The sequence below is a fragment of the Streptomyces flavusporus genome, assembly GCF_046267975.1.
Classification (GTDB): Bacteria; Actinomycetota; Actinomycetes; order Streptomycetales; family Streptomycetaceae; genus Streptomyces; species Streptomyces flavusporus.
Genome location: NZ_CP176503.1, coordinates 5,957,853 through 5,975,530 on the forward strand (window position 1 = coordinate 5,957,853; position 17,678 = coordinate 5,975,530).

Here is a 17,678-nt window from a genome sequence, read left to right on the forward strand (position 1 = left end):
CGCTGAATCCTCACTCTCGCACAAACGCTGACCTTGAGGAGCTGTTGCATTGGACGTCATGACGGCCATACTGACTCGCCGTAGCAGGCAGACGCTCAGTGGGCCCGCGCCCAGCGACGAGGAGTTTTGTTATTTGCTCAGCGGCGCGGCAGCGGCTCCGGATCACGGTGGCCTGAGGCCGTGGCGTTGGATCCTGCTACGCGACAGGGATCGGGAGACTCTCGGTGCATGCCTGGCCGGCGAGGTCGTTCCGGAGCGGCAGGAGCAGGTCGCCCGGAAGCTGCTGAGGGCACCGCTGGTGGCGGTACTGGTGTTCTCTCCTAATGTGGATCACAAGGTTCCGGAGTGGGAGCAGTTGGCCGCCGCGAGTTCCATGATGTACGCCATGCAGTTGCTGTTGCATGCGCGTGACTACGGCAGTATCTGGCGCAGCGGGCGACTCTGCGAGAGCACAGCCGCTCGCGAACTCCTCGGCCTGGCGCACACGGAGCGATTGCTGGGCTCCCTGGACATCGGGACTCCCGACCAGTCGGAGCGACTGACCCGACGAGCCCGCGCAGACGTGTCCGACTGGGTCTCCACCTTCAGCGCCGCCGCAGCGGCCGTGTACTAAGGGTTGTCCCCAGCAGATGATTCTCGGTGGAGTGAGGGTGCCGTCGACACGGGCGTGGACTTGGCGGGGGAGGTGTTGTGTTCCTCTTTCCCAGCGGGCAGTTCGCTGTGCCTTCGCTCACGGGAGTGGGGCCGCACTCGTCCGGTGCTCCGGTAGCCACCGTGGGGGACCACGGCGGTGTGACCGAAGGCGTCCTTCACGCCGGAGAATTCCCATGCATTGCAGTCGTTGCGGTTTCCGGGAAGCGGCCGGCTGGCCACGACGACGGGTGAGTGTCGGCGTCGGCGACGACCTGCTGCTTGGTGAAGTACCGGCAACTGTTGGACTGCTCAGCGGCCGGATGGTGGGTACCAGAGTGCTGTCCGCCGCGGGCAGGGTTTCCTTGAGGAGCCAAAACAGTAGCTCCAGCATGCCGCAATTCACGAAACGTCAGCCCCCACCCGCCACCGCGAGTTCAATCTCAGCACCCTTGGTGGCAGATCTATCTAGCGGGAGTCAACGCAGTGCAACACGACGAAAGTAAGGAAACCGGCTCGTTGGAGAAGGGTGCCAAAGCCGGGGTAATTGCACTCGTTGAAACGAGCGAGGGTGACAACTCAACATCACATGCCCGCCATGGCTGGTCTCGCCAGCTTCTCAGCTGGCCTGTGCGGTTCGTCGCCCTGGCTTCGATCTGGGGCCTCTCGTTCCTTTTCATCAAGGTTAGTGTCGAGGTACTGGCCCCGCTGCAGGTCGCATTCGCTCGGGCTGCCTGTGGGGCAGCGGTCCTCCTCATGGTGTTACCACTACGGAAAGTTCGGCTTCCCCGGGGGCGCAAGGTCTGGACCCATATGGCCGTGGCAGCCCTACTGATGAATGCCGGCCCGTTCGCACTCTTCTCCTACGGCGAACAGCATGTTTCCTCGGCCCTGGCGGGCATCTGGAACGCGACTGCTCCGCTCGTGGCTCTGCCTGTGGCTCTCATCCTTATTCCTCAAGAGAAGGCCACGAGGCAACGGCTCGTAGGGCTCGGTGTAGGGTTTGCAGGCGTCCTCGTAGTCCTCGGCGTGTGGACAGGTCTGGGCGCGCAGGGCCTGGAGGGCAACTTGCTGTGCATGGGTGCAGCGATCTGCTATGGAGTGGGATTTCCCTACGCTCGGCGTTATCTTGGCGACCGACCGGAAGGGCCGCTCGCGCTGACTACTGGACAGCTACTCTGCGCAACGGTTGAACTAGGTGCGGTTACTCCATTCTTTGGGAGCGCCCCTTCATCGATGCCCTGGAAAGTTGTTGGAAGCATTCTCGCAATCGGGATATTAGGAACGGGACTTGCGTATATCCTCAACTATTCAATCATTCAGGATGTCGGTGCCGTTACCGCGTCAACGGTAACTTATCTAATTCCAATCTTTTCCACTCTCGCAGGCGTGCTCATCCTGGGGGAGGACCTTTCCTGGAATGAACCGGTCGGTGCGCTGATCATCATCTTGGGGGCGGCCCTCACGCAGAGAAAATTCACTCGCAAGCAATGAGTATTGATCCGAGACTCAAGCGGTTCTATTCGGGGATGTAGCGGACGTGTGGGCCGCCGAAGTAGCTGCGGATGATGTGTGGCTGGCGTTGGCTGCGGTGGAAGAACCTTTCGAGTCTCGGCGGCGAGTTGGGCCTGGTCGCGGGCCCGGCTGTGCATCGGAAGGCTCCGTTTGAGGTCGGCGTTGATCAGTTCGTCGGGGGTTCAGTTCCGGCGAGTAGGACAGCAGGAAGTGGAGCTCGATCCGGTCTGGGTGATCGGCGAGCCAGGCGCGGACCCTACGGGAGTGGTGCCCGGAGTGGCCGTCCAGGACGAGGTGGACCTTGTGGTCGAAGTCCGGCGAGCCGGTCCAGGAAGCGGCACATGACGTCGGTATCGAAGGTCTAGTACTACAGGGCTAGATCTTGATCATGGGGTGATGGGAGGCTCTGGCTGTGGCCACGACACAGCCCCATGATCCAGATTCTTCGTCAGACGCCGTCAGCCCGGCCGATTTAGCCGTCTGGGACAGCGAGTTCGCCGCCCTGGGCGAGCGGATCACTCCGTTGTTCTACCGCCCGGAATCCCAAGAGCACGCCCTTCAGTACCTACGCGGGCTCCTCTCTCCATTGCAGCGCAAGAACGGCTGGACCATGGCCGAGTTCGTCGGCGAGAAGGAACCCAAAGCACTCCAACGGTTCTTGAACCTCACCCCATGGAGCGCGGATCTGATGCGGGACCCAATGCCACGTAGCGTAAGTTGATCTTGTCGTTGGGGTGGGTCACGTCACCCGCCCGTCGGGTTGGCTACCGTGCCGGGCATGGATCAGGACGCGTTGCAGGAACGGAAGTTGCAGGATCTGGTCTCCGTCGGGGTCCTGGCCGCCGATGTCCCACGCGACGTGATCGACGAGGTGGTGGCTGAGCACGGCAGAGGGGCTCGCCGCTCCGACGGCAAGCTGCCCCCGCATGTGGTGGTCTACCTGGTCATGGGCTTGGCGCTGTTCCGCGGCGAGGACTATGAGGAGGTCGCGGCCCGCATGATCGAGCCGCTGGCCCGCCTTGGTGCCTGCCGCAGCGGCGACCCCGTGCCCACCGCCAGCGCGATTACCCAGGCCCGCAAGCGGCTGGGCCCGCAGGTGGTGCGCGAGGTCTTCCACCGCATCGCGGTGCCGGTCGCCGACCTGCTGACCGTCGGCGCCCATCTGGGCAGCCTGCGGCTGGTCTCCTTCGACGGCACCACCCTCGACATGCCCGACACCCGCTCCAACGCGGACGCCTACGGCTACCCCGGATCGTCCGGCGAGCGCGCCGCCTTCCCCCAGCTGCGCCTGCTCACCCTGATCGAGGACGGACCCCGCGCCCCACTGGCCGCCGCGATCGCCCCCTGCCACGGCAAGGGCAGCGGCGAGCGCACCCTGCTGGCCGATCTGCTCGACTATCTGGAGGAGGGCATGCTGGCCACCGCGGACGCAGGGCTGTTTGGCTTCGATCTGTGGTGCCGGGCCGAGCAGACCGGGGCCGAGCTGCTGTGGCGGGTCGGAGCCGGACCCGAACTGCCCAAAGTGAAGGACCTGGGCGACGGTTCCTACCTGGCGCTCATCTACGCGCCGTCGGTCAAGACCGCCACCCGCGCGCGCCTGCTTCAGGCCGCCCGTGCCGGACGGGAACCCGATCCCGAACGGGCCCGGCTGGTACGGGTGGTGGAGTACGAGGTCGAAGACCGTGGGGACGCGCCGGACCGCGAGCTGTTCTGCCTGCTCACCACGCTCACCAACCCCGCCGCTCATCCCGCATCCCTGCTGGCGCACACCTATGCCGAGCGGTGGGAGCACGAGACCGCCAACAAGATCTTGAAGGAGCTGCTCGACCCGGCCGGCCGGATGCTGCGCTCCAAAAGCCCTGAGCTGGTCGAACAGGAAGTGTTCGGGCTGTTGTTGACGCAGTACACACTCGCCGCGCTGATGTGCCGGGCGGCCTCGGAGGCCGGGCTCGACCCCGACCGGCTCAGCCCCACCCGTACGCTGCGGATCGTGCGCCGCCGGATCGCCGATCCGGCGGCTATGTCCCCCTGAGGACCTGGCCGTCGCTGTCACCGAGGTCCAGCGAGAGATCACCCGCAAACGCCACCTGAACTCCCCGCGCCGCCACCGCAGTTACCCCCGCAAGGTCAAACGGGTACGGCGCAGCCGCTTCCCGGCCAAACGGCCCGGCGATCACGGCGTCCGCCACACCGGGCCACCCACCGTTCGCCTGGTCAACCTGCCGGAGCAAGCCACCCGGACAGCTTGATCAACCTACGCTACGTGGCATTGATGCGGGACCTGGTCCGCGACTACGCCATGGAACACTTCGCGGATCCCCAGGGCGTGCTGATCGCCGACCCTACCGGATTCGCGAAGAAGGGCATCAAGTCCGCCGGGGTCCAGCGGCAGTATTCCGGCACCCTCGGACGTGTCGACAATTGCCAGATCGGGACGTTCCTGGCCTACGCCAACCGTCGTGGCGACCGTGTACTGATCGACCGGGAGCTCTACCTGCCCAAAGACTCCTGGGCGGTCGACTTCGAACGCCGCCGGGAGGCCGGGATCCCGGACGAGGTGACCTTCCGCACCCGTCCGCAGCAGGTCCAGACCATGATTGACCGCGCCGTGGCGGCCGGGGTGCCCTTTTCATGGTTCGTCGCGGACGAGGAGTTCGGCCAGAACAGGATCCTGCGCAGGCACCTGGAAGCAGAAGGCATCGCCTACTGCATGGCGGTCCCGAAATCCACCGACGTGAACACCGCGGGCATCACCACCAACCCCGACACCCCGACCCGGCTGGACAACCTGGCATCACGCCTGCGACCGGGGGACTTCTCCCGGCGTGCCTGCGGGATCGGAGCGAAAGGGTTCCGCACCTACGACTGGGCGGTCATCACCGGACGAGACGGAAGCCAGTACGTCGTCCGCCGCACCCTCGCGGACGGAGAGATCGCCTACTTCCACTGCCACAATCCGCGGAGAGAGTCACTCTCGGAACTGGTGGCGGTCATCGGACTGCGCTGGCCGATCGAGGAATGTTTCGAAGCGGCCAAGCAGCAGGCTGGGCTGGACAACTACCAGGTACGCACATACGACGCCTGGCATCGCCATATCACCATGGCCATGCTGGCGTTGGCATTCCTGGCCGCGATGGCCCGAACCCCCCAAAAAGGGGCTCTTCGGACCTGGACGGTGACCGCGGGCCGCGAACCCGGCGGCTCGCGGCCCTGACCACCGCCGAGGTCCGACGACTGTTCAATCTGATCGGCTCGACCCGCACCGCCATCGACCAGGGACTTCGCTGGTCGATCTGGCGACGCGCACACCAGGCGGAGGCACGACGACACCACTTCCGGAAGCGACTACGACTCCAGATGATCAAGATCTAGCCCTGTAGGTGTGCCACGAACACGGGAGTGAGGTTGATGTAGGCAGAGACCGTGCTTGATGTGGTGCTGTGCGGAAGATGAAGGTTTTGTGGCCCTTTGGCGTCGCCCTGCGGTGGGAGGCGTCAAACCGCCCCGAGCTGCGTTGGCTGAAGACCGTCGTGGTGAGCGTCCGGGGAAAAGGCGCCGGTCAGGCGTCAGGTGGGGACCGGGAAGGCGAACGCGAGTGAACCGCTGATGACGTGTCGTAAGTAGTAGATGACATCGAAACCGGGGTATCTACAGGATCCCGGGATGAGCCTGGCGGGTGACCGCTTATTGGCCAGGCGGTGTCCGGCATGAAGGCGGCGCGAGCCCGGTCTGCGGCTTCCGTGCGGAACGTGGGAAGGCGTGTCGCGATACTGCCCTGGCTCAGCGGCCGGGGCGACAGGGAGAGCCTGGTACGGAAGTTCCGGCCCGGGTGCTGAGTACCGTTGCGCGGCGCGCTGGCGGACCGGCTCGTAGTAGCGGTGAAGTCCCGGTAATCGGGATGGAGCGAAGGGGCCGGGTCGTTCGTGACTGGTTTGTTCGGTCAACCGGAGGTTCTCCGGGAGGAGCGGGATGGACGAGTTGAAAGCGTCGGCCAAGCCGTTCGACATCTCCAAGCAGGAGGTGTGGGACGCCTGGGTGAAGGTGAGGGGAAACAAGGGCTCGTCCGGGGTGGACGGAGTGTCGATCGAGGCGTTCGAGAAGGACCTGAAGAACAACTTGTACAAGGTCTGGAATCGGATGTCCTCGGGCACGTACTTCCCACCGGACGTCAAAGCGGTGCCGATCCCCAAGAGCGGGGGTGGCACCAGGGTGTTGGCGGTGCCCACCGTCGCTGACAGGGTCGCGCAGACGGTGGTGGCCGGTCACCTGTCGGAGCGAGTGGAGCAGATCTTCCATCCGGACTCCTTCGGGTATCGGCCGGGCAAGTCGGCACTGGACGCCGTCGCGTCCTGCCGGGAGCGGTGCTGGCGGTTCGACTGGGTGGTCGAGTTCGACATCCGGAAGTTCTTCGACACCGTCCCGTGGGACAAGGTGGTGGCTGCGGTCGAGGCGCGCACCGACGCCGGTTGGGTGGTGCTGTATGTCAAGCGGTGGCTGGCCGCGGGGCTGCGCCTGCCCGACGGGTCCACGACTGAACGGGTAGAGGGCACGCCACAGGGTTCTGCGGTGTCGCCTGTCTTGGCGAACCTGTTTCTGCACTATGCGGTCGATGCGTGGATGGTCCGGGAGTACCCGGGCTGCCCGTTCGAGCGTTACGCCGACGATGCGGTGGTGCACTGCCGCACCCTGGCGGAAGCGGAACGGGTCCTGGCCGCGCTGCGGTCCAGGATGGCCGAGGTCGGTCTGGAGCTGCATCCGGACAAGACCAGGATCGTGTACTGCAAGGACGACAACCGTCGGGGCCGGTTTCCGGTCACCGAGTTCACGTTCCTCGGGTTCACGTTCCGGCCGCGGGGAGCCAAGGACAAACACGGGGTGATGTTCACCGCGTTCCTGCCCGCGATCAGTAACCAAGTCCTGAAGAGGCTGAGCAAGACGGTGCGGTCATGGAGACTGCACCGGCGCACGGCGCAGGAGTCATCCGATCTGGCCCGGATGGTCAATTCGGTGGTTCGGGGATGGATGAACTACTACGGGCGCTTCTACCGCTCAGCGCTGTATCCGCTGCTCGACCGCATCAACACCTACTTGCTGCGGTGGATTCAGAAGAAGTACCGGGTCGGGATGAAACAAGCCCTGCAACGGTTGGCGCGCGGCCACACGTTGCGCCCGAAGTACTTCGCTCACTGGACCTGGGCAGCTCCGGCAGGGTCGAGGACCAGGACGACAAGAGCCGTATGACGGGAGACTGTCACGTACGGTTCCGTGGGAGCCCGGGGGTGCGATTCCCCCGGGCGACCCGACTACTAGTGTCCTGCGCCGGAGATCCGTCGGCAGAAGCGGGCGAGGGAATCGAGGATCTCTTCGGCGGTCTTGGTCCAGATGAACGGCTTGGGGTCCTCATTCCAGTCTTTGACCCACGCACGGATGTCGGCCTCGAGGGCCTGCACGTTCTTGTGGGCGCCGCGGCGGATCTTCTGGTCGGCCAGGAAGCCGAACCACCGCTCGTCGGGTAGGACCGCTGCATTGCTGCAGCGGTCCCCCCTCAGAACCGGCCGTGCCCGATTTCCAGGCAACCGGCTCAAGCAAGCTCTATGGCTCGCGGGCTGGTCAGAAGTGCTGGCGGCTTGCCGATGCTGGTGGTCAGCCGACGGTGGCAGTGGGTGTGGATCAGACGTGGGGCGGTGGATTTGTCCGGCTTGCCGTTGCCCGCATCGGCGATGATCGCGTGTTTCCGGATCGCCGTGCGGGTGACCTTGAGCCACTGTTCCCACTGGTCGGGAGTTTGCGGCTCGTGGTTGGCGTGCAGCAACAGCCCTCCGCAGAGTGGACATCGGCCGTCCTGCTTCTGCAGCAGGTGCAGGGTGCCTTTGCCCAGCGGGAGTTTGCCGCGGCGACGCCGCTTGGCCCAGAAGTCGACCAGGGCGGGATCGTCGGTCGACGCCGTTCCTGGCACCATCCGGTGCCGGACGATCGGCGTCCAGGCGAACTTGTAGAGGTAGAAACCGCTGGTGCGGTCCCCGAACACCCACCTGTCCAGCCTGAACGGGTTGAACATGCCGAAGTACCGGTCGGTCACCCAGCGCTTCGACTTGTTCGAGTGGGAGAACTTGGCCCACTTGTAGACCAGCCTCCACACGTAGGCGTCCAGCGAGTTGAACGCCCGCTTGGACACCCCGATCCGGTAGTAGGCGGCCCAGCCCTTGATGATCGGGTTGAGCTTGGCGATCACCGCGTCGGCGTTGGCCCCTCGCAGGGCCAGCATCTCGGCGGCGAGCCGTTCCCGGATCCGCCGCAGGGCCGCGTTGCTCGGCTTGGTCAGCAACTTGTCGCGATAGCGTCGGATGTTGAACCCCAGGAAGTCGCAGCCCTCATCGAGGTGGACAATGCGCGTCTTGTCCTCGTTGAAAGCCAGCCCCCGGGGCGCGAGCCATGCGGCGAGCCGTGCCTTGACCTGCTCGGCCTGTTCCTGTGAGTGGCACAGGGCGAGGAGGTCGTCGGCGTAGACGACCAGAACCGGTGAGTCACGCGCCAAAATCGCGGCATCGCTGCCGAGAGTCTGGTAGCGGACTCCAGCGGCCTTTCCCATTCCGTGCAAGGCGATGTTCAACAACGCGGGACTGATCACCCCGCCCTGGGGAGTTCCCTCCAGCGTGAGGGCGAACCAACCTTTCTCGACCACACCCGCCTTCATCCATCCGGCGATCATTCCCCTTCCGGGAAACGAACCCAGCGACGTGAGCAGATTATCGTGGTCGATTCGGTCGAATGCCGCTTTCAAGTCGGCGTCGAGCACCCACAGGCGCTTGGCGGTCTTGCCGCACGCCGTCGTGTGGATGGCCGCAATCGCGTCATGACAGCCACGGCCGGGACGGAAACCGTAGACCTTCGGTTCCAGCCGTGCCTCCCACTCGGGCTCCAGTGCATTCAGTGCCAGAGCCTGGAGGCATCTGTCAGCGATCACGGGAATTCCGGGCGGGCGCTGTTTTCCATTCGCCTTGGCGATATACACCCGCTTGACGGGCTTGGGTTTCCACGGGGCCGCGCCATGCTGCACCCAGTCGGCCAGCTCGGCCTTTTCCTGGGGCAGCAGGACGACTTTCCCGTCGATCCCCGCCGTCTTGCGGCCAGCGTTGACCTCCGTGACCCGCCGCACACTCGCGAGTGTGTTGGCGCGGGAGCGGAGCATCAGCTTCTGCAGATTCCTGACCTTGGCCAGGTCTCCTGCCTGCGATGCCGTGAAGATGCGCTGCCGCAGACGCCGTACGTCGTCCTCGACCCTCCGCCAGTCGATCGACGGCCAGTCGGTGATCTCGTCCTCCGGTCCGTTCGCCATGCCGGCGGCGGTCGCTGCGGCTTGCGCCGTCCCGGCCGCGTGTGTCGTCATGACGTCCAACTTGTCCTTCGGTTCCGGTGTCTTCGGTCATCGTGCCTTCACAAGCTCACCAGACCCACGTCAGCACCCTTTCAGGTCGGGGTATCGGCCCCTATCCGGCCAGTTATGCGGGAACCGCCGACGGAGGTGTCGGCATGTGGTTCCCGTTTTCCTGCTGCCTTTCGGCCACCGGCATTCGCTTGCTGGGTCTTCCTGCACCCGCTGGAGATTTGGGCCTTCCTTGCGGTTGGCTTACCAGGCCAGAAACTGTATTGCCTGGACTCCATCGGGGTTGTCACGTTCCGCATGAGAGAGATGCTGCCGGGGAGGGTGCCCTCTGCACCCCGGGGACGGCGGTGCACTCCCGACCGGTCAGATATCTCCGGTCGGCGCCTGCCGCCTTTCAACGGCCAGTCCCTATCTCCCGCTGAAACAATCCATCGGCGAGAGCGCTCATGACGAGGCATCATCAAGGGTTCATTTGCATTCACCCGTCCGGCATTTCCCGGCCTGTAATCCCCGGATGGAACGGGAATCCTTGGGCCTTTCCTCAGGCTTCGCACCCCGCGATTACTCGCGACGCACGCTGAGGCGGGAACGAGCCCTGCGCACTGGCTCGGGTCTACACCTTCGACATCGTCGAACCTCCTGGTGATTCCCACTCTTCTCAAGCGACTTCGTGTCGCACGACCTGGTTGATCCAGGAGGAGCCGGTCGGGGTGAAGTGCATATGGAAACGTGGGTGCTTGGCCAGCCACGTCCTGATCGCGGGCGTCTTGTGGGTGCCATAGTTGTCGCAGATCAGGTGAACCGCCAGGTGCGCGGGCACTTCCTTGTCGATCCGGATCAGGAACTTCTTGAACTCCGCTGCCCGGTGCCGGCGGTGCAGAGCACTGATGACCTCGCCGGTGGCGACGTCGAACGCGGCGAACAAAGTGGTCAGCCCGTTGCGGACGTAGTCGTGGGTGCGCCGCTCAGGCATGCCCGGCATTATCGGCAGCACCGGCTGGGACCGGTCCAGGGCCTGGATCTGCGATTTCTCGTCCACCGACAGCACCACCGCACCCTCGGGCGGGTTGAAATACAGGCCGACAACGTCGTAAACCTTCTCCACGAACAACGGGTCCGTCGACAGCTTGAAGGTGTCCGTCAGATGCGGCTTGAGCTGGAACCTCCGCCAGATCCGGCCGACAGTGGACTTCGACAGGCCGCTGTGCTCCGCCATCGACTTCCGCGACCAGTGGGTGGCGTTCTTCGGGATCTCCTCCAGCGTCGTGACCACGACCGCTTCCACCTGATCCACGCTGATCGTGGGTGGCCGGCCCGGCCGGGGCTCATCGACCAGGCCGTCGAGCCGCTCCGCCAGGAACCGGCGCCGCCACTTGCGGACGGTGTCGGCGGCCACCCGCAACTCGCGTGCGACCACGACGATCGGCGGTACCTCCGGCCCCGCGCACGCCAGCACGATCCGCGCGCGCAGGGCCAGTGCCTGGGCCGACGACGCCCGCCGCGTCCACCGCTCCAACACCGCCCGCTCGTCATCAGACAGCAGCAACGGTTCCAGCTTCGGGCCCCGACGAGGAACTGACGCACCAGCAGCAGAAGTCACGCAACTACTAACGATCGTTTCGGATCAATAGATGACCTGGCCGTGCTGCGGCTGGCTGGGCTGGGTGCCCCGCGAACGCGCCTGAGAAGGTGGGACGCGCCGCGGACCTCGTCTTGCCGTCGAACGACGAGGACACGGCTGGCGCGTGGAGTGGTCAGGCTTTCGTCGGCGACGGCCACCCGCTTGGTGTAGCTCCGAAACGAGCTTTCTCGACACAGGCTCGACCGACTGCTCGCCCTTACACACCGCCCCTCGGGGGCAGGGTGGGCTGTCCAGGGTGGGGCGCCGCCCCATTGCGCAGAGCCGCCCGAACGGCGCCCTTGACTGGCCGTCTTGTCCCGCTCTCAGAGATCGGGCGGCTCCGATTCTCCGGCCTGCACAAGTCCCTCTTCAGGGTGGGGACGTATCCCCGTACCCCACTGGCCGTTCAGGTGTACGCCGACACCAGCCCCGTCATGCGTCCGTAGCTGCGTCCGCGGCTGCGGCATTCTTGGACCGCGAAGCCGAGGCGATCCTCAGGCAGGCGAGCGCGGCCAGGCCCGCGCCGGCCAGGAAGCAGGCCCTGATCGAGCCGACCGAGGTCGGTGTCCCGGGGGCGAGCTGGGCCACTAGGAGCAGGCAGCCCAGACCGATCGAGACCCCCAGCTGCTGAGTGGTCATCAGTACGCCACCTGACAGCCCGTGCTCGCCCTCCTGCAGCCCGTCGGATGCGAGCATCGAGGCGACCACCGCGACGAGCACGAGACCGAAGCCCACAAGGGAGGTGCCGAGCACGAGCACCCCGACGGCCGCAGCATCGAGCGGGGTGGCGGCGAGCACGACCATGCCTGTCAGGATGGCGGCTAGTCCGGCCCGGCAGGTCTGGGTGCGACCGAGTCGGCGGCTCAGGGGTGCGGCGACACGGGCGCCCACGGCCGCCGCCGCGGCGTCGGGCAGGAGCATCAGTCCGGTGACGGCATCTGACCAGTGCAGCGCCGACTGCATGAGGGAAGTCGCGAAATAGACCATCGACCCGCCCGCCGCTGCGGCCCAGGCACCGAAGAGGTTCCCTTGGAGGACCACCCTGCGGGTGAGGAAGCCGTGCGGTATCAGCGGTGCCGGGTGTCGCCGCCGACGGAACACCAGAGCGGTGGCGAGCATGGTGGCAGCGATTCCGGAGAGCAGGAGGAGTCCCGGCTCCTGCTGGGCACGCGGTGCCAGCGAAAGGGTCATGATGAGCGCGGCGCCGCACAACGCCATCTGGACGGCCCCGAGCCAGTCCGGCTGGGCGCCGACTGCCCTGGGCAGGTCGGGTACTCGAAAGCGGACGAGGGCGATGGCAACGCAGCCGAGGGCCGCGCAGGCGAGGAAGATCGACCGCCAGCCGGCCACTCCGGTCAGCACACCGCCAAAGACCGCGCCGCAGGCGAAGCCGAGCGAGGCGGCGGCTCCCCACCAGCTGAGGGCGCGGAGCCGGTCAGGGCCCGCGAACAGCCTGGTAACCAGTCCGAGCGCTGCCGGTGTGGCGGCTGCGGCGCTGGCCCCCTGGCTGACCCTGCAGGCGGCCAGCAAGGCAAAGTTGGGCGCGGCTGCGGCGGCTGCCGAGGTGGCGACGAAGGCCAGCAGCCCGGCCAGTAGGACACGCCGGGCACCGAGCAGGTCGGCCACCCGGCCGCCGCACAGCAGTGCCGATCCGAATGCGAGCGCATAGCCGGAGAGGATCCACTGTGCGGTGGTCGCCTGGATGTCGAGATCCTGCTGCAGGGCGGGCAGCGCGACATTGACGATGGAGAACTCCAGCGCCACGAGGAAGTTGACCAGGCACAGCGCCAGCATCTGTGCCCGTCCGGTGCCCTGCGGCATCAGGCTTGGGCCGCCTCAGCCATGGCTCCGTCCGTTGGGAAGAGCGGCAGGTGACAGAGGCTGACCACGGTCGGCCTCGGTGCGCCCTCGGTTGCGACGGCGAGCGTCTGGGCGATGCGGCCACCGGCCTTGGCGATGAGCTCACCCAGGGCCGTGAGGGTGCCGCCGCTGCTGACCACCTCGTCCACGACGGCCACCCGCGCGCCGTTGAGTAGCACGGCATCGTCCTCGCCGAGGACGAGCTGCTGCACGCCCGCTGTCCCGATCGTGCTGACGGGGACGGACAAAGGGCTCCGCATGTACGGCCGGATTTTCTTGCGGGCCACCACGTAGGGCTTGCCGGTCTTCTCAGCGATCTTGTGAGCGAGCAGGATGCCGCCGGTCTCGGGCCCGACGATGATGTCGATGCCGGGTTCGAGCCGCGCGGCGAGCTCGGTGGTGGCGGCCTCGACCAGCGGGAGGTCGCCGTAGAGCTTCAGGAAAGCGATGGAGAGGTCGGCGGAGACCGGCACGACTGGCAGGTCACGCTGGACGGTGCCGATCCGGATGGGGTGGATGTCCACGGTGCTATTCCTCATCGGGAAGTGGTGGTGAGCAGGGATTCGAGTGAGAGGCGCAGTTCGGCGAGGCGGTGGTCCCGCGCCGAGCGGTGGGGGAACGCGGAGCTGCCGAGGACGAGCTGGTCGGCGCCGGCGTTCAGCATCCGGGGCGCGGTGGCGGGTCCCACGGCACCGTCCACCTCGACCCGGTGGATGACGCCCTGTTTCTTCAACAGGGCGGCGTCGTGGACGGTCGCGAGTGCCTCCTCGCGGAAGGGGCGGCCTGCGCCGCCGGGGGCCACGGTCATCACGGTCAGCCGCTCGGGCCGGACCGCGGCGACGGAGTCCGCGTCGATGCTCTCGCCCGGGTCGACGGCCAGTCCGGTCTCTACCCCGTTCTCCGCGAGTCTGCGCAGCATGCGCGTCAGACGGGGTGTCAGCGAGCGCTGGTGGACAGAGACAGCGTCCGCGCCCCGGTCGACGATGTCGTCGAGTAGCCGTTCGGGCTCGGACAGCATCACATGCACGTCGATCGGCAGGTCGCAGTGGTGACGGAGGTCACTGATCGTCTCCAGCGGGAGGCCCGGCGCGCCGCCGAAGGCGGGATCGGCAACGTCGACGTGAAGGCGTTCGACGTTCAGCCCGCGCAGCTCCTCGACGTGCTCACCCAGCCGGGTCTGGTCCAGACAGACGACGGAGATGGACAGCGTGGGGAGGGCAAGTGTCGGGGGCCATGTGGCGGACGGTTCAGCGAAGGACTGCACGAGAACTCCTTGGTAACCGCAGGCTGTCCTCGAGGTTGGCGAGGAAGGAGGCTGCGACGGCTCGGGACAGCGAGGGGAGTGCGGGTGACACGGTCAGTCCGGCGAGTGACGGCCGGTGGCCGGCCGAGTCGGTGACATTTAGATTCAGCGCAGGTTCGGGCCCGCACAGGTTGCGGAGCCGCTCCAGCCCGCGCGCGGTGGGGCGCAGGTGCGTGGCGACTGCGCTCACCCGCAGGCCGGGCGACTGCTCGCGCAGCGCCCGGGTGATGCCTTCGAGGGTGCCAGCGCTGGTGACCAGGTCGTCGACGATCACGGCGTGGCCGTTCGCCGGCAACCGATCGTCGCCTCCAAGCGTGACGAGGACCTGTTCCGGCCCGAGCCGCTGCTTCTCGGCCGCCAGAGTCGGCACGCCCAGCGCTCGGCCCAGCTCCCGGACGCGAGGGGCGGCTCCCGCATCGGGGGCCGCCAGCAACGTCGGCGGGACGCTGAGCTTCCCCAGTAGTTCGAGTTGGAGCGGCTGCGCCGCGAGGAAAGTCAGCCGGCTGCCGACGAACAGCGCCTGGAGCAGATCCTGGGCCCCAGACGCGAGGGTCATCACGTGGTCGAGGCCGGCTGCGGCGGCGAGGTCGCCGAGCAGGGCCGCCATCAACGGACGACGCTGGCCGGGGACATGCCGGTCATGCCGAGCGTACGCCAGGTGCGGGACGAAGGCGGTGATGGGACCCGCGCCGTGCTCCCGGTACGACCGGGCGGTAGCGAGTAGCGCCAGTAGCGCGCTGTCTGGATCGGCATGCGGCCCAGTGAGAGATTGAGTCAGCAGAACCGGTCGTACGGCCGGGTCCACTGGGATGTCTATGCACAACTCCCCGTCGGGGAAGCGCTGGTCTACGGCAGGGTGCAGGTCAACGGCAAGTCCGGCCTCCTGAAGCGCCGTAGTCAGGTTCGTGGACTGGCCGGGGAAGTCGCGCCCGAACGCCCGGCACACGGCGAGAATCGCTGTCGCTGGCCTCACGACCTTGACTCCGCCTCGGGGCACACCAGCCGAAGTGCGTCCCAGATGTCGTCACCCTCGTAGCTGTGTGCCGCGACAGAGAGCAGGCTCGGTGTGGCGTTGACGGCCACGGTCCGGCCTAGCCTCTGGAACAGCGGAAGGTCCGAATCAGAGTCGCCGAAGGCGATCGTCTCTAAGTCAGCGATGCCCAGTTTCTGCTGGAGCTCCCGGACAACGTGCGGCTTGTCCTCGGGATTGAGGATGTCCGTGGGGTAGGTCGATGCGTAGACATGGCCGAAGTCACTGAAGCACTCGGCGAACTGCCTGGGCGCCATGGTCACCAGGCAGGTGACGATGCCGTGGGAGCGGAGCCAGCGGAGTGTGCGGTCGACTCCGGCGATCTTCGGCGCTGCCAGGTAGGCCCGCTGGTAGAGGTCGTCGCCCGCGTGAGCCCAGGACTCTAGCGCGCGCTCGGCGAAGACGGTGCTGTCGATCAGCCCGTTCCGGTAGTCGTGCTCCAACTGTTCTATGACGGTGGGGGCTTCGGCGGCAAGGGCGATCTGCTGGCACGCGGTGGTACCGGGCAGCAGGGTCCCGTCCATGTCGAACACGGCGAGTCGGATCGGGGATTGGTTGGCTAACTGCCGCATGCTCATGCCGTCTCGAACAGATGGGGAAGCGCCCGGTGCTTGGTCAGCTGCACGAGCACGTCCTGTGGCCGGTCGCAGACGATGACGTTGTCCAGGTACCGCTGGTGGATGAAGCCCTCGTTGACGGCATGACGCAGGAACGCAAGCAGCGGCGAGTAGAACCCGTTAGTGTCGAGTAGCGCGCACGGCTTGTCGTGTAATCCCAGCTGGGCCCAAGTCAGGATCTCGAACAGTTCCTCCGCGGTACCGAATCCACCGGGTAAAGCGACGAAGGCGTCGCCGAGGTCAGCCATCCGGGCCTTACGTTCGTGCATGCTGTCGACTACGTGTAGCTGGGTTAGACCGGCGTGTGCGACTTCGTGCCGGACAAGGTCGTGTGGCATCACGCCGATCGCGCGGCCGCCGTTCGACAGGACGGCGTCCGCGAGCGCCCCCATCAGACCGGTGGAGGCCCCTCCGTACACGAGGCCGAGATCCGCCTCGACCAGTAACCGCCCGAATGCTGTGGCCGCCTCCAGATGGACGGGGTGGTGACCCGGCGAGGCGCCACAGAATACGGTGATGTGAAGCACAGGTAAGTCCTCAGCCTTGGTAATGACCAAGCCCCTTACCCTCAGAGGCAAGAGGCGGCGGTGCATGTCATCATACGTATGACGGGCGATTTTGACAGTACACGGGCTTTGGGCGAAGGTCCAAGGCGAATAGTCAAGGTGACTGATGATCAGTTCGGGTCAAGACGGGGCTGCTGCACCTCGCCAGGTGACGGCAACAGACGTGGCGCGTGCGGCGAACGTGTCGCAGTCCACGGTCTCCTTGGTTATGAGCGGCAAGTGGCAGAACCGGATCGGGAAGGAGACGGCGCGGCGGGTCATCGACACCGCTCGCGTGATGGGATACCGCACCAACATTGCCGCGCGCAGCCTCCGACTCGGTGGCACCGGTGCGGCTCTGATGGTCGTACCAGCGCTGACCAACCCCTTCTTTGCGGCCGTCCACGCCGGCGCGGCCCGGGTCGGCATGGAACACGGGGTCGGCCTGGTGCTCTTCCCGCTGGGCGCCGAGGACGGCCGGGGCCCGTTCTCGGCGCCGCAGCAGGCGATCGACGGTGTCATCTCCTGCTCGGTGTCGCCTGATTCGGTCTCAGCTTTGCGGGACGGACTGCCGCTGGTGGTGCTGGATGACGCCCCGTCTTTCGAGGCTCCCGTGGTGAGCATGGACGTGACCGGAGGCATGGAGCAGGCTGTGAAGCATCTGGTAGGGCTGGGGCACCGGCGGATTCTTCACGTACGTGCCTCGCGGTCCGCCTGGACCTTTACCTCTCGATCTGTTGCGTTTGTTAGGGGAAGCCTGACCTACCCTGATCTGGCTGCCTATCAGGTCGCGTGTTCCTTCGAGCCCGCAGATGCGCGCGACCGGGTGACGAAGGTGCTGGCGAAGGCCCACCGCCCCACCGCAGTGATCTGCGACGACGACAACATCGCGGTGGGCGTCTATGCGGCGGCCTCTCAACTGGGCATAGTTATCCCTGATGATCTTTCGGTGGTAGGCTTCAACGACCTCCCGATCGCCTCCTTGCTCTACCCACAGTTGACGTCCGTTTGCCTACCCGCTGAGGAGTTGGGCGCCCAGGGGATGCACGCGTATCTGCGCCTGCGTCAAGGGGTGACAAATGACCCAGTCTCCCTGCCGGTCCACCTCGTGGTGCGAGGCTCCACCGGGCCGCCGTCCCAGGCTGCCTGAACCGTGGGTGAGGAAGAGCGTGT

Annotated in this window: 14 protein-coding genes and 3 pseudogenes; 7 read left to right on the top strand and 10 right to left on the bottom strand. The window is 66.2% G+C overall.

Going from position 1 to position 17,678, the window contains the following annotated elements; genetic code table 11:
* Positions 1-58: 58 nt before the first annotated feature.
* Positions 59-613 carry a nitroreductase family protein gene (locus ACKTSN_RS28240; protein WP_409471676.1) on the top strand — a complete coding sequence of 185 codons (555 nt, stop codon included), beginning with the start codon at positions 59-61 and terminating at the stop codon, positions 611-613.
* Between the two features lie 536 nt (positions 614-1,149).
* Positions 1,150-2,124, top strand: coding sequence for a DMT family transporter (locus tag ACKTSN_RS28245; RefSeq protein WP_409471677.1), 975 nt, complete (start codon positions 1,150-1,152; stop codon positions 2,122-2,124).
* 15 nt (positions 2,125-2,139) lie between these two features.
* Here the strand turns inward: ACKTSN_RS28245 and ACKTSN_RS28250 are convergent, their stop codons facing one another.
* Positions 2,140-2,499: a transposase gene (locus tag ACKTSN_RS28250; RefSeq protein WP_431197164.1), complete on the bottom strand. Its 360-nt coding sequence runs from the start codon at positions 2,497-2,499 to the stop codon at positions 2,140-2,142.
* A gap of 58 nt (positions 2,500-2,557) precedes the next feature.
* Between ACKTSN_RS28250 and ACKTSN_RS28255 the strand changes: the two are divergent.
* From ACKTSN_RS28255 to ltrA, 4 genes and pseudogenes are all read left to right on the top strand, one after another.
* Positions 2,558-2,842: pseudogene (locus ACKTSN_RS28255) on the top strand (transposase); the annotation flags it as partial.
* 81 nt (positions 2,843-2,923) lie between these two features.
* Positions 2,924-4,177: an IS4 family transposase gene (locus tag ACKTSN_RS28260; protein WP_409471679.1), complete on the top strand. Its 1,254-nt coding sequence runs from the start codon at positions 2,924-2,926 to the stop codon at positions 4,175-4,177.
* A gap of 231 nt (positions 4,178-4,408) precedes the next feature.
* Positions 4,409-5,359 (top strand): annotated as a pseudogene (locus ACKTSN_RS28265) (IS701 family transposase); the annotation flags it as partial.
* A gap of 755 nt (positions 5,360-6,114) precedes the next feature.
* Positions 6,115-7,386 (top strand): group II intron reverse transcriptase/maturase, encoded by a 1,272-nt coding sequence (gene ltrA / locus ACKTSN_RS28270; protein ID WP_409471680.1) that lies wholly within the window; start codon positions 6,115-6,117, stop codon positions 7,384-7,386.
* A 65-nt stretch (positions 7,387-7,451) separates the two neighbouring features.
* On the opposite strand, the gene ACKTSN_RS28275 is transcribed toward ltrA, so the two are convergent.
* The 9 genes and pseudogenes from ACKTSN_RS28275 to ACKTSN_RS28315 form a co-directional block, all read right to left on the bottom strand.
* The gene (locus ACKTSN_RS28275; RefSeq protein WP_409471681.1) at positions 7,452-7,730 is read right to left on the bottom strand and encodes a hypothetical protein; all 279 of its coding nucleotides are present in this window, start codon (positions 7,728-7,730) and stop codon (positions 7,452-7,454) included.
* A complete protein-coding gene (locus tag ACKTSN_RS28280) occupies positions 7,727-9,532 on the bottom strand; it encodes a reverse transcriptase domain-containing protein (protein WP_409471682.1) in 1,806 nt (601 codons plus the stop codon). The genes ACKTSN_RS28275 and ACKTSN_RS28280 overlap by 4 nt, the downstream gene beginning before the upstream one ends.
* Positions 9,533-10,202: 670 nt before the next feature.
* Positions 10,203-11,129 (bottom strand): annotated as a pseudogene (locus tag ACKTSN_RS28285) (IS630 family transposase); the annotation flags it as partial.
* A 453-nt stretch (positions 11,130-11,582) separates the two neighbouring features.
* Positions 11,583-12,971: an MFS transporter gene (locus tag ACKTSN_RS28290; protein WP_409471683.1), complete on the bottom strand. Its 1,389-nt coding sequence runs from the start codon at positions 12,969-12,971 to the stop codon at positions 11,583-11,585.
* Positions 12,971-13,549, bottom strand: coding sequence for a phosphoribosyltransferase family protein (locus ACKTSN_RS28295; protein WP_409471684.1), 579 nt, complete (start codon positions 13,547-13,549; stop codon positions 12,971-12,973). Before ACKTSN_RS28295 ends, ACKTSN_RS28290 begins: the two co-directional genes overlap by 1 nt.
* Positions 13,546-14,274 carry a ribulose-phosphate 3-epimerase gene (locus ACKTSN_RS28300; RefSeq protein ID WP_409471685.1) on the bottom strand — a complete coding sequence of 243 codons (729 nt, stop codon included), beginning with the start codon at positions 14,272-14,274 and terminating at the stop codon, positions 13,546-13,548. Before ACKTSN_RS28300 ends, ACKTSN_RS28295 begins: the two co-directional genes overlap by 4 nt.
* The gene (locus tag ACKTSN_RS28305; RefSeq protein WP_409471686.1) at positions 14,258-15,286 is read right to left on the bottom strand and encodes a ribose-phosphate pyrophosphokinase-like domain-containing protein; all 1,029 of its coding nucleotides are present in this window, start codon (positions 15,284-15,286) and stop codon (positions 14,258-14,260) included. The genes ACKTSN_RS28300 and ACKTSN_RS28305 overlap by 17 nt, the downstream gene beginning before the upstream one ends.
* Positions 15,283-15,915: an HAD family hydrolase gene (locus tag ACKTSN_RS28310; RefSeq protein WP_409471687.1), complete on the bottom strand. Its 633-nt coding sequence runs from the start codon at positions 15,913-15,915 to the stop codon at positions 15,283-15,285. Before ACKTSN_RS28310 ends, ACKTSN_RS28305 begins: the two co-directional genes overlap by 4 nt.
* 2 nt (positions 15,916-15,917) lie before the next feature.
* Positions 15,918-16,487: a TIGR00730 family Rossman fold protein gene (locus tag ACKTSN_RS28315; RefSeq protein ID WP_409471688.1), complete on the bottom strand. Its 570-nt coding sequence runs from the start codon at positions 16,485-16,487 to the stop codon at positions 15,918-15,920.
* A gap of 145 nt (positions 16,488-16,632) precedes the next feature.
* On the opposite strand from ACKTSN_RS28315, the gene ACKTSN_RS28320 reads away from it, so the two are divergent.
* Positions 16,633-17,655 carry a LacI family DNA-binding transcriptional regulator gene (locus ACKTSN_RS28320; RefSeq protein ID WP_409471689.1) on the top strand — a complete coding sequence of 341 codons (1,023 nt, stop codon included), beginning with the start codon at positions 16,633-16,635 and terminating at the stop codon, positions 17,653-17,655.
* Positions 17,656-17,678: the final 23 nt, after the last annotated feature.